Raw genomic sequence first — 12,087 nt, 5'->3', positions numbered from 1 at the left:
ACCTAGGGAGAAGATGAAGGAACAAGATTCTGAGGTTTTCCAGATAGAAACCCGCGAATATTGTCTGCGGCAATCTGGATGAGGTGCTGCCGGGCCCGGACGCTGCTCCACGCCCGGTGGGGACTAACGATGACCCGGGGATGGTCAAATAACCGGGGATGCGGTTCGGGCGGTTCAAGGGAGTACACATCGGTGTAATAATAGCGGGGCCCATGGGTCCGGCTGTCCAGGGCTAGGATCAGATCCGCTTCTGCAACGATTCCCCCCCGGGCCGTATTGATTAGAATCTGATCCGAGGGCGAGCGGGATAGGAGTTCACCCCCGATCATCTCGAGGGTGCGTGCTGCCAGGGGGACATGCAGAGTGATGACGCTACTCTGGAGGAAAAGCTCTTGAAGAGGAAGAATATCCCGTTCTTCCAACAGGGGATCCTCCCCGCAGCCCCGGGGAATGGTACCATCAGGATGTCTGCCGGCGAGAACCTTCATTCCAAAGGACCGTGCAATGGACGCAACCTTCCTTCCGATACGACCGTATCCGACTATCCCCATGGTCTTGCCGGCTAATTCTTCCATAGGGACCAGTGAATAGGAAAAATCCAGGCATGAACTCCAATCACCCTGACGTACCGAGTCGGCATGCATTTGTATTTGATTAAACGCATGGAGGAGAAAGGCGAACACATGTTGGGCGACCGAATCTGTGCTGTAATCGGGAATGTTGCTGACAGGAATACCCAGGCGGGCAGCATAATCCACATCCACGGTATTCCACCCTGTGGCCAGGATTTGAATAAACCTAAGACGGGTGAGAACATCCAGAACATCTCTGGTAAGCGGTACCTTATTTGTCAGGATGATTTGGGCGTCCTTGGCACGGGAAAGAAGTTCCCGACTCGCTGTCCTGGGATACACGGTGAGGTTTCCCAAATCGGCGACGGGCTGCCAGGAGAGATCCCCCGGGTTGTTGGTCTGCCCATCCAAAACAAGAATGTTCATAGCTGAAGTCTAAGAAAAATGGTACACCGCTGCAACACCTCCCGGATTCCGAATGATCTGTACGGGATTTTTATACACCCTGGACAATCGCTCTTCCTGTAACACCAAATCCGGCGGTCCCTGTAACAATTCCGGCCGAGAATAGGACGGGTCGCCATGAGCACCCGCCTCAGCACTCCCCGGTCCTAGAAGGACAACCTCATCCGCCACCTGTAGGGCAACCGTCAAATCATGGAGTACCATGAGAATCCCCTGGCCGCGGTTGGCAAGGTTTTTAAGAACCCGCATGGCTAATACCTGGTGATGTATATCCAGGTGTGCCCCGGGTTCGTCCAGGATAAGAAATCTGGGGTCCTGAATAACAGCCCGGGCAATCATGACCCGCTGCAATTCCCCTCCACTAAGGGTATCAAGGGTATGGTCTAGGAGCGGCTGGAGTTCAAACTGCCCTATACCGAATTCCCAGAGCTCGGATGGGCATTCCAGTGCGTTGATCCCCCGGCGGTAGGGATAGCGCCCCATGATGAGCGCATCCCGGACGGTGGTGCCCGGGGGAGGTGTATGGAGCTGCGGGACAAGGGCAATGTACTGAGCACGTCTCCTCGGTGAGTAGGATCGAATATCCTCCCCTCCAAGGAAGACTGCACCTGCCTGGGGTTTGATGAGACCCGACAGGAGATGGATAATAGTGGATTTCCCCGAACCGTTGGGTCCCAACAGCACGATAATTTTTCCGGGTTCAAACCGCAGATTTAGGTTGTGTATCAATTCCTGTTGAGGGGTGTAGGAGAATTTGAGATCCCGCAGTTCGAGGGAGTTCCTTGTATCACCACTCATAACCTGCATCCTTTCCCGAACCCTGGGGCATGAGAATCCTCCAGATAAAAATGGGACCGCCTAAGAGAGCCGTAAGGACCCCTACGGGTATCTCTCGTGGACTGACCAGGGTTCTGGCGAGGGTATCAGCTAGTATGAGAAAGATGCCACCGCCGAGGGCAGAGAGCGGCAGGACCCTTCGATGATCCACCCCGACCCAGCTCCGCAGAATATGAGGTACAACCAGCCCCACGAACCCTATAACGCCGGCCGAGGCAACGGAGAAGGCAGTGAGCAGGCTCGTGATCACCAGTAACGTCCGCCGGACCGCATCGACACGCATTCCGAGTATATGCCCGGTACCGCCTCCCCATGAAAGTATGGTTACCTCCCTGTGTAGAAAGAAGATGATCAAGGATGCCAATACTACCACCGGAGCTACTAAGGCCACTCTGTCCCAGTTTGCCGCAGAAAAACTCCCCATGGTCCAAAAGACGATCTGTTCCAGATGCCTGCTGTACAGAAACATGAGAACCGAAATCCCCGCCGACCCCATAACGCCAAGCCCGACCCCCGCCAAGAGAATGGCTTGACTGCGGTTCGGTGAGATAACCCTGGCCAGCAGATAGACAATCAGGGTGAATCCCAGGGCTCCCAAAAAGGCCGATAGGCCGATGATCCCGAAGCCTGAAAGCAGGGGGAACACGCCTATTACGGGGGTCAGGATAATACCGATACTCGCCCCCAGGCCTGCCCCCGAACTAATCCCCAGCAGATAGGGTTCCGCCAGGGGATTTCTGAACACCGCCTGGAGCACTGCCCCGCTCAAGGATAGGGCCATGCCCACCAGGCCGGAAAGCACAACCCGGGGCAATCTGACCTGGAGTATGATCATCCTCACCGAAGCGCTGTCAGCCCCGCCATCCGTACCCCGGAATGGCAGGAGAGACAGAAGGATCCGCATGGACTGGTTGAACCCAATCTCGGCAGCCCCGAAAGAAACGGCCCCAAGGCTGACCACGATATAAGTCAAGATCCCCAAGAAAATCCAGCCTACAAACCGCTTCAGGGGAAGACGGTCGTGCATACCTAGTCCCGGGCCTGTTCAGGGGATTGTATAGTGTCCTGGCTTTGGGGTGATCCCGATGTCAGAGCCTGGCGAACCTCAGGACTAAGATCCGGATGAAAGATAGAGGCCAACATGACCAAACCGTCTATGGACCGCGGTCCCTGGCGGTCAATGAGATCGTTATTTATAGTATACAGTCTATCTTCAGTGACGGCGGTGAGGGAGCTATAGCCCGGGGTAACCTTGAAGGCATCCTCAGCAGGCCAGGATCCCGGCAGGAGAACTAGCTCGGGATCATGTTCCAGGAGCTTCTCCAGGGAGTAGGACCACCCCGATACATCTGCAGCGATGTTTTCGCCGCCGGCGAGGGTGATCATTTGGTGAATGTAGGTATCACCCCCAGCCGTCCAATCTCCCCCGTCTCCGAAGCCGACGGCATAGTACACCCTGGGACGCGGTGAGGATAGGGTCTCCAATTCCGTCTGGAGAATCTGCAGCCGCTCTTTCATGGACTGCACCAGAGCATCCCCCCGGTTGGGGACTCCCGCCGCCTGGGCAATTCCGGAAATAGACTCGAATACCCCACTGAGTTCGGTTACTGTATCAAGGATGAGAACCGGTATGGACAGATCCTGGAGTTTTTCCACTGAAGCAGTGAAATAATCCCGGGGTGCGATGACAAGATCAGGCTTCAATGCGAGGATGCCCTCAACACCAGCATCCATTCCGCCGCCGATGCTCGGAATCTCCGAAACCCCAGCAGGATAATCGCAGAAGTCGGTGCGTCCCACCAGCCGATTCTGAATTCCAAGAGCAAATAGTATTTCAGTAACATTTGGAGCCAGGCTCACAATACGCTGGGGGCTCTGTTGCGGGGTGGAAACTTCGCTAGCGGCATCGGGTAACTCAGAGGACTGACCCTGGATCGATTCCTGGGTTGGCGGACTGCCGGCTGTCTCCTGATTACCAGCTGCCAGAACGAGTGTCGGTGAAAGGGTTACCCCTAGGATCAAACAGAGGGAAAGGATAGTACGGGAAAACGACCTACGGAATTGCATAACAACCTCCTACCTGTCCGCGCAGGTATTTGTATGTTCATAAGGCAGGTCTCCTGACTCGTTCCGACCCTAACCGCCTTCCCGGAAAAATCCAGTGGCATACAGGTTAGGTAGTAAAACTCACAGTGGCGGGACCGTGGAGGAATTTCACCCCCTTCCCTTTTCACCGCACCATGGTTACACCATGGTTCTGACCGTAAAGGCCAGATTGCGGAACCTTATGTACAGGCTTTATACCCCTTGGCGAGGCTCATGGTCAACGACTACAATACCGGTATGCCGAAGATTCATGACCGTATCCAGATTGCCATGGAGGAGCTGGGAACCAGGGCTGGTATTGATCTTCCCCGGACCTTTGAACTGGTTTGGCCGTTCTTATTAGGATGGTTCTCCGATAACACCGTAGCACCGCCGATGTCCCGGCAACTTCCTGATACCCAGGCTCAGGTATCAGGGCCCGTCCATCCGGCCCATTCCGGTCTGGGCGGGGCTCCAAACCACTCCCTCATCGATCCCCAGGAGGCCTGGGAAATCGACTCCCCCATCAACCCCCAGGAGGCCTGGGATGTTGCTTGCCTGCTTGCGGAATCCGGATTGCCCCCGGGTTTACCCATGCTGGTCTGTTTTTTTGAGACGGCCCAGGCAGCGGGATGTGGGCTTTCATGGAAGCAATAACCCACTTTGAGTACCCGAGGCTCGAACCGATGGGGCGGAATCGACCAGCCATCAGGTGTTTGTCACACCGAGGAGGGTGAATCAGCGGGGACCTCCCTTGAGACCCGGGCTGTTTTTTTGTACCATCCATTCCAAGATTAGTATCGTTTACGAAGGAGGGGGTATGCCCCGATTAAGAAGTCTCACAAATACGGCCGGCAGAAATATGGCTGGTGCCAGGGCGCTCTGGCGGGCCAACGGTATGACGAAAGAGCAGTTTGGAAAACCAATTATTGCCATCGCTAATAGTTTTACCCAGTTCGTCCCGGGACATGCCCATCTCCACACCATCGGTCAAGAAGTGAAACAGTACATCGAAGACCAGGGTTGTTTTGCTGCCGAGTTTAATACCATTGCAGTGGATGACGGAATCGCCATGGGCCACGGCGGGATGCTCTACAGCCTGCCCAGCCGCGATCTGATTGCAGATAGTATTGAGTACATGGTCAACGCCCACTGTGCAGATGCCCTGGTATGTATATCAAACTGCGATAAAATCACCCCGGGCATGCTCATGGCAGCCATGAGACTGAATATCCCAACGATTTTTGTTTCCGGGGGCCCCATGGAGGCGGGCCGGGTGGGAGACCGTAAATACGATTTGGTGGACGCCATGGTAATGGCTGCCGACCCGGAGGTTGACGATAGCCTTCTAGCTGCTGTGGAGGAACACGCCTGCCCTACCTGCGGAAGTTGTTCGGGAATGTTTACCGCTAACTCCATGAACTGCCTGAACGAGGCTCTCGGCTTGGCGTTGCCGGGAAACGGTACCGTAGTGGCAACCCACGCAAAACGGCTCGATCTCTTTAAAACCGCCGCAACCCGGATCGTTGAAATGGCCAGGGAATTCTACGAGGAAGATAATCACCAGGTTCTTCCCCGGTCCATTGCCACCAAGGCCGCCTTAATGAATTCCATGAGCCTGGACATTGCCATGGGCGGAAGCACTAATACCGTTCTCCATCTGCTCGCCATTGCCAGGGAAGCCGGGGTGGATTTCACCATGGCGGATATTGATGCCCTGAGCCGAAAGGTTCCTTGTATCTGTAAGGTAAGTCCCAATAGCCAGTACCATATTGAGGATGTCCACCGGGCCGGGGGAATTATGGCCATTCTAGCAGAGTTACACCGGGGAGGCTTGATTGATCCGAATGTGCCCCGGGTGGATTCACCGAGCCTGGGGCAGATCCTGGAACGCTATGACCTTACAAGGAATCCCGATACCCGGATTGTGGAATTTTACCGTGCTGCTCCGGGAGGTACTCGGAATCTCGTTATGGGTAGTCAGCATAACTACTACCGAGAAGGGGATACAGACCGCACCGAAGGCTGTATTCGAGATGTGGAACATGCATATTATCCAGACGGGGGTTTGGCCGTCTTGTTCGGAAATATCGCAGAAAAGGGTTGTATCGTGAAAACCGCCGGCGTGGATGAAAGCATCTTCCGGTTCACCGGAACAGCCCGGGTTTATGAAAGCCAGGAGGACGCCATTGAGGGAATCCTCGGGGGTAAGGTTCGGGAAGGCAACGTGGTTATCATCCGGTATGAGGGACCGAAGGGCGGTCCTGGTATGCAGGAGATGCTCTACCCGACCAGTTACCTTAAATCCATGAAACTGGGAAAATCCTGCGCCCTACTAACCGACGGAAGATTCTCCGGTGGAACCAGCGGCCTCTCTATCGGCCATGCGAGCCCTGAGGCGGCGGCCGGAGGGGCTATAGCCCTGGTAAAAGATAACGACACCATCACCATTGATATTCCTAACCGCACTATTGCCCTGGAGATTTCTCCTGAGGAGTTGGCTGAACGGAGAAATCAGGAGGAAGCCCGAGGGGAAGAAGCGTATACCCCCCGAAACCGCGAACGGGTGGTTTCAAAGGCCCTTCGTGCCTACGCCCTGATGGCTACCAGCGCCGACCAGGGAGCCTACCGGAAGTTACCGGGAGAATAACCTGCCAATCGATTGATTTTATTGTGCGTAAAAGGTTGTACCATTGCACCCCGGCGACACCACCCCTGGGTGGAGATAGAGGCTGCTCAGCCATATCTAGGGTCGTTTACAACCTTTTGCGCGCTAGAAATTGATTTCCAGATGATAGACACACCACCATCGGCTGATCGAATACCTCAAGTACTGCACATCCGATGGTGGCATTCTGTTCTCTTTGGGGCGGGATGTTTGGGCTGCTTCCGGAACCCGGAGCAGTGGATACCGGAGTACCCCGCTATTCAACCGGGCGAAGTCGATACAGGGCGGCCCTGTTGCCGTCCGTAAGAATGTAGAGTTCGCCATCCCTACCAGCATGTACGTCTCGTATCCGTCCCAACCGGTTCTCCAGGAGTATTTCCTGGCCGGTAATCTCTCCGGCAGATAGCATCACCCTTCGCAGGTGTTGCCCGGCCAAGGCACCCAGAAAGAGCGAGCCCTGCCACTGGGGATACCGGTCAGCCGAGTAAAACGCCATACCCGAAGGTGCAATACTCGGTGTCCAGTGAAGAACCGGGGGAGTGATTCCCGTAGCATGGGTATTTCTGCTGATTACAGTACCGTTATAATTGCGTCCGAAGGTCACCAGGGGCCACCCGTAATTGTCTCCGGCTTGGAGGATATTAAGCTCATCCCCCCCTCGAGGACCATGCTCGTGGAGCCAGATTTCATCCCGCTGGGGATGAACAGCCATTCCCTGGGGATTTCTATGCCCGTAGGTATAGAGCTCCGGGCGCACATCCTGTGCTCCCCCGTCCAGCTCCGAGAGCATAAAGCGTTGTACCGACCCCGCTGGATCCTGACGAAGCTGGGCCCGGTTCATCTCTCCCCGATCACCGATGGTAAGGTAGAGATATCCCTGGTGAATCACAATCCTGGAGCCAAAATGCTGTCCTCGGGAGGTTTTAAATCTGTCCGGCATCTGCCAAAGAAGGATCGGCGGATCGAAGGTAAGCGGGCTTGTATCGTTTTCTCGTATATTGAGACTCGTCAGTCCCAAGGCCGTTCCGTATCCCCTGGAAGCGTCTCCCACCGACAGGGTAAAAAATATACGCGGGTCCTCGGGAAAGCCGGGTGAGGGCTCAATATCCAGAAGTCCACCCTGTCCGACATTTATGGCTTGGGGAACCTTGAGAACCGCTTCCTGGTTGCCCTCCCGGTAATACAGTATTCTGCCGGGCTTCTCGGTTATAAGAAAGCCGCCACCATCCAGGCTCTCTACCGCCCAAGGATTATCGAGCCCGCTGATAACCACCTGGGAATCAACCCCCGGAGCCCCCTGGCTAAAACCAACAACCTGGAACAATACTCCAAGCGCTCCTGCCAAAAACAGCCATCTTCGCCTTCGTATTCGGTTCTTTTTCATACTGATATAGTAATAAATACCCGGTCGCTAATCCAGGGGATCGAATAAATCCTTACTCACATAACAGATGGGGCAGGTCCAATCCTCGGGTAGATCATCGAAGGCAGTACCTTCCTCTATACCGTTTTCCAAATCCCCCTCCTCGGGATCATAAATATACCCGCAGTTTGAGCAAATGTATTTCATTCAATCCTCCTATATTTCACTGCTTTCCGGAAAGCGGCCCCTGACCCTCACCACACCGGGACGCCCAGCACCGCCGGTTGGCATCGAAGGGAATTGCCGCCGCTAATTCCGACTCACCTCACCAGGTGTGGGGTTCGTTGCTAGCATTTTAGTGCGCACGCCAATAGCAGAAGCCAGTTGCAATTGCCTCAGGTATTGAAGTATTTCGCCTGGGGATGATGAACAATAAAGGCGCTGGTGGTCTGCTCCGGAGCCATTTGGTCCTCTTCCGTCATGGTAACCCCGATCCGCGGACTATCCAGGAGATCACAGAGTATCCGGTTCTGGGAGAGCTCGGGACAAGCCGGATATCCGAAGGAATACCTGCTGCCTCGGTACTTTTGAACAACAAAATCATCGATGCCCTGCCCGTCTTCCTCGGTAATACCCAGCTTCTGGCGTACCACCAGATGCCAATACTCTGCCAAGGCTTCGGCTGCCTCCACCGAAAGACCGTGGAACAGAAGGTAATCCTTATACGACCCTGCCTCGTACAGCCCCTGACTATGTATCTGTGCCTGATGCCCCACAGTGGCAATCTGCAGTGCAATAATATCCCGTCTTCCGGATTCCTGTGGATAGAAGTAATCTGCAATACATTGGAAGGGAGCATCAGCCTGTCGAGGGAAGGACAGCCTGGCCAATTCATCCTCCGTACCGGGCCTATACAGTATGACATCCTGCCCCAGAGAATTACACTCCCAAAATCCGTAGGCAATACTTGGCTGGAGTAGTTTTTCTTTTTTACAGAGGGATTTTAATGCCTCAAATTGTGGACGGACCGTTTGGGAAATAAGGTCCTCATACTCCTCCTTGGACAGTTTTCCCCGTCGGTACCCCCATCGTCCCCGGAACAAGACCTCTTCAGTTAGAAAGGGGTACACAGCATCCAGATCAACATCCTCCACAATTCGTGACCCCAAAAATGGTGCCGTGGGAACCTCAACTGTCCGGTCAACAACGATGGGCTCAACCCGCGTTAGGTTCTTCCGCGGTTTGGGAGCGGGACGGGATGCCCTTCGTTCGGCTTGCGCCGAAAGGTAATCTTCCAACATCCCATCCTGGATGAGACTCATGGCCCGCAATCCCTCAAAGGCATCTGAACAATAGACCACCGGACCATCGGGAATGGGAGCGCAGATGTCCCAGACGAAACTTGGGGTCAGGGCAGCCCCCCCCAGCAGCACGGGGATAGAAACCCCCCTGCGCTTTATTTCTTCGAGATTATCCTTCATAACCACCGTTGATTTGACTAACAACCCACTCATTCCGATAGCATCAGCCCCAACCTCTTGGGCCGTAGAGAGAATGGTATCGATCTCACATTTAATCCCGAGGTTATGCACCCGATACCCATTGTTGGTCAGGATAATATCCACGAGGTTTTTACCAATATCATGGACGTCGCCGCGGACCGTTGCGAGTACAATACTCTTCTGCTCCTGGGCATCTACCTTCTCCATGTAAGGCTGGAGAATATCCACCGCAAACTTCATGGTTTCCGCAGATTGTAATACGAAGGGCAGCTGCATCCTCCCCTCTCCAAAGAGATTTCCCACAACCTTCATGGCGGGAATCAGCATTGTATTAATAATGTCCAGGGCTGAGTGCCCAGCCTGCATCGCTTCAAGGAGCCAGCCATCAAGTTTACTCTTGGATCCCTGGATGATTTTTTTGGGTATGCGTTCCTCCAGGGGAAGTTCTTCCATAGCAGGACCGGCATCTTCCTGGCTCTCTCCGGATTTACTATCGAAGTACCCTATGAAATCAAAAAGCGGATTCTCCGACCCTCGATTATAGATCAAATTCCGTGCATACCTAATATCATCTTCAGAGAGCTGGGCCAGGGGTACGATATGCCTGAGATTCACGATCGCCATATCGAGTCCTTCCCGGACTGCATCCGCCAAAAACACAGAGTTCAGTACACGGCGGCTCTTGGGATTCAAACCGAAACTTATATTTGAAAGCCCTAGAACCGTCCGAACTCCAGGTAGTTCTTCCTTAATCCGGCGGATCCCTTCCAGGGTTTTGATCCCGGCATCCTTCATGGCCTCATCACCACTCCCCAGGGTAAAGGTGAGGGGATCATAGATGAGATCTTGAGGGCGCATTCCATGGCGCTCCACGGCGATGGAGTATAAGCGTTTAGCCACCTCAACCTTTCGGGGTACATCCTTCGCCATCCCCTGTTCGTCGATGGTCAAGGCAATGAGAGCCGCCCCATAGCGTTTTGCAAGCCTACAAATGGCATCAGCCCGATCCTCGCCATCCTCTAGATTTATGGAGTTAATGATCCCGCGACCCCCGTACATTTGAAGAGCGGCTTCCAACACGGGGATTTCAGTAGAATCGATAACCAGCGGAAGGGTGATTTGGGTAACAAGTCGGGACAGGACGTTTCTCATATCCTGTACCTCATCCCTGCCTGTGTACGCCACACAGAGATCCAAGGCATGCACTCCCGTTAGCTGCTGTTCACGAGCTATATCTATAAGTCCGTCTATATCATCTGCTAATAGGGATTCCCGGAATAACCGGCTTCCATTGGTATTTGTCCTCTCACCGATATAAAACGGCGGAGGATCTTGTTCTAGGGTTTGTGCTGAGAAGATACTTGCAACAGCGGGCTCATAGGAAGACTCCCGGGATGCACCCTGTTCCGGCAGCTGCTCGGCTAGGGCCTGGATAAAGGACGGGGTGGTTCCGCAGCAACCGCCGACAATCTGTACCCCTTCCTCGGTGATAAACCCTCTCATGGCCTGAACATACTCATCCACCGAAAGGGTGTACACCATTTGTCCGTCTACGTTCTGTGGGAGCCCGGCATTAGGCTGAACAATTAACGGCAGTGACACAGTCTGGGATAGTTCCCGAACATAGGTCTTCATCGCATCCGGCCCCGTGGCACAATTCATACCCAGGGCGGTGAGATTATAGGGTTCGAGGGCAGCAATCACCGCCTGAAGCTCGCTCCCCACGAGGAGGGTTCCGGTGGTCTCCACCGTGACTGATACGATGAGCGGGAGATCTACCCCCTGAACCTCCATTTCATCCTGACATGCCAAAATAGCACATTTTATTTGGAGAAGGTCTTGGCAGGTTTCAATAATAAAGAGGTCTACGCCCCCCTCAATGAGCCCACCGGCATGCTCCCGGTAACTCCTGTACATAGTGGGCCAATCTGTCTGTCCGAGACTGATCAGCTTTGTTCCTGGACCCATGGACCCGGCTACAAACCTGGGTTTGTCTTCACGCTCTAGGGTACCCACAGCCCTTCGGGCTATTTGGGCAGATATTCGACTGATCTCTCTGGCTTGACTCTCTAACCCGTATTCAGCCAGGACAATCTCGTTCGATCCAAAACTATTAGTTTCTATCACGTCTGCACCAGCCCGAAGGTAGGCCTGATGTATCTCCTGAATCTTATCCGGGATTGTGAGATTCAGAATCTCGCTGCATCCGAGGTGACCCCGGTAATCCTCATCGCTGGGATTGATTTCATGAATCTGGGTACCCATGGCACCATCAAAAAGTACTATACCCCGGCTCAGCCGCTGGTTAAATGTCATAGCAACTCCCCTGAACTATACCTATCTAGATGCTGTTCAAACCGGTTCGCACCGGTGCATACCGACGCTCCTACCCCTGGGTTGATAAATCTTACACTATTCCACCACAACCGGGGTACATCTCAAACCTGATCTTTCCCATTTTCAGAGTCGTCATGATTTCCCGCTGGCTCCAGGCTCTTGCTTCTGCAAGAGTATGGGGGGGATGTACGATTGTACAATCGTTCCTCCATGACTATGGAAAAACTACTCCCTATTTGAGGTGTCCCCCGGTGAAAT

9 protein-coding genes and 1 riboswitch are annotated in these 12,087 nt (G+C 54.0%); of the genes, 2 read left to right on the top strand and 7 right to left on the bottom strand.

The features are described 5' to 3' along the window. Positions 1-2: 2 nt before the first annotated feature. Genes DC28_RS02800 through DC28_RS02785 form a run of 4 tightly spaced genes read right to left on the bottom strand, consistent with a single transcriptional unit; the run spans position 3 to position 3,941 of the window. Positions 3-998 carry a D-2-hydroxyacid dehydrogenase gene (locus DC28_RS02800; RefSeq protein ID WP_037545525.1) on the bottom strand — a complete coding sequence of 332 codons (996 nt, stop codon included), beginning with the start codon at positions 996-998 and terminating at the stop codon, positions 3-5. 9 nt (positions 999-1,007) lie between these two features. Beyond that, on the bottom strand, positions 1,008-1,835 hold the full coding sequence (locus DC28_RS02795) for an ABC transporter ATP-binding protein (protein WP_052078370.1): 828 nt from the start codon (positions 1,833-1,835) through the stop codon (positions 1,008-1,010). Further along, positions 1,825-2,901 carry a FecCD family ABC transporter permease gene (locus DC28_RS02790; protein WP_052078369.1) on the bottom strand — a complete coding sequence of 359 codons (1,077 nt, stop codon included), beginning with the start codon at positions 2,899-2,901 and terminating at the stop codon, positions 1,825-1,827. Before DC28_RS02790 ends, DC28_RS02795 begins: the two co-directional genes overlap by 11 nt. A gap of 2 nt (positions 2,902-2,903) precedes the next feature. Continuing rightward, positions 2,904-3,941 (bottom strand): ABC transporter substrate-binding protein, encoded by a 1,038-nt coding sequence (locus DC28_RS02785; RefSeq protein WP_052078368.1) that lies wholly within the window; start codon positions 3,939-3,941, stop codon positions 2,904-2,906. Between the two features lie 26 nt (positions 3,942-3,967). After that, a riboswitch (cobalamin riboswitch) is annotated at positions 3,968-4,155 on the bottom strand. 62 nt (positions 4,156-4,217) lie between these two features. On the opposite strand from DC28_RS02785, the gene DC28_RS16355 reads away from it, so the two are divergent. Continuing rightward, a complete protein-coding gene (locus DC28_RS16355; protein WP_156104549.1) occupies positions 4,218-4,616 on the top strand; it encodes a hypothetical protein in 399 nt (132 codons plus the stop codon). A 163-nt stretch (positions 4,617-4,779) separates the two neighbouring features. After that, positions 4,780-6,609 carry a dihydroxy-acid dehydratase gene (gene ilvD, locus DC28_RS02775; protein WP_037545518.1) on the top strand — a complete coding sequence of 610 codons (1,830 nt, stop codon included), beginning with the start codon at positions 4,780-4,782 and terminating at the stop codon, positions 6,607-6,609. Between the two features lie 274 nt (positions 6,610-6,883). Here ilvD and DC28_RS02770 read toward each other — a convergent pair whose 3' ends face one another. The 3 genes from DC28_RS02770 to metH form a co-directional block, all read right to left on the bottom strand. Next, on the bottom strand, positions 6,884-8,011 hold the full coding sequence (locus DC28_RS02770) for a PQQ-dependent sugar dehydrogenase (RefSeq protein ID WP_037545516.1): 1,128 nt from the start codon (positions 8,009-8,011) through the stop codon (positions 6,884-6,886). 27 nt (positions 8,012-8,038) lie between these two features. Next, complete coding sequence (locus DC28_RS16005; RefSeq protein WP_063135612.1) at positions 8,039-8,197, bottom strand: rubredoxin; 159 nt, start codon at positions 8,195-8,197, stop codon at positions 8,039-8,041. Positions 8,198-8,385: 188 nt separating this feature from the next. Next, positions 8,386-11,808 carry a methionine synthase gene (gene metH, locus DC28_RS02765; protein ID WP_037545514.1) on the bottom strand — a complete coding sequence of 1,141 codons (3,423 nt, stop codon included), beginning with the start codon at positions 11,806-11,808 and terminating at the stop codon, positions 8,386-8,388. Between the last annotated feature and the right edge of the window lie 279 nt (positions 11,809-12,087).

Origin of the sequence: Spirochaeta lutea, assembly GCF_000758165.1 — a bacterium.
Lineage (GTDB): Bacteria > Spirochaetota > Spirochaetia > DSM-27196 > Salinispiraceae > Spirochaeta_D > Spirochaeta_D lutea.
The sequence above is the reverse complement of the archived record's forward strand: the minus strand, read 5'-3'. Positions and strand labels throughout refer to the sequence as shown.

Excerpts from the sequence above, each read along its gene's own strand:
- DC28_RS16355 (WP_156104549.1), top strand. The coding sequence starts at position 4,218 with ATGCCGAAGATTCATGACCGTATCCAGATTGCCATGGAGGAGCTGGGA.
- DC28_RS02785 (WP_052078368.1), bottom strand. The coding sequence starts at position 3,941 with ATGCAATTCCGTAGGTCGTTTTCCCGTACTATCCTTTCCCTCTGTTTG.
- DC28_RS16005 (WP_063135612.1), bottom strand. The coding sequence starts at position 8,197 with ATGAAATACATTTGCTCAAACTGCGGGTATATTTATGATCCCGAGGAG.
- DC28_RS02790 (WP_052078369.1), bottom strand. The coding sequence starts at position 2,901 with ATGCACGACCGTCTTCCCCTGAAGCGGTTTGTAGGCTGGATTTTCTTG.
- DC28_RS02770 (WP_037545516.1), bottom strand. The coding sequence starts at position 8,011 with ATGAAAAAGAACCGAATACGAAGGCGAAGATGGCTGTTTTTGGCAGGA.
- ilvD (WP_037545518.1), top strand. The coding sequence starts at position 4,780 with ATGCCCCGATTAAGAAGTCTCACAAATACGGCCGGCAGAAATATGGCT.
- DC28_RS02800 (WP_037545525.1), bottom strand. The coding sequence starts at position 998 with ATGAACATTCTTGTTTTGGATGGGCAGACCAACAACCCGGGGGATCTC.
- metH (WP_037545514.1), bottom strand. The coding sequence starts at position 11,808 with ATGACATTTAACCAGCGGCTGAGCCGGGGTATAGTACTTTTTGATGGT.
- DC28_RS02795 (WP_052078370.1), bottom strand. The coding sequence starts at position 1,835 with ATGAGTGGTGATACAAGGAACTCCCTCGAACTGCGGGATCTCAAATTC.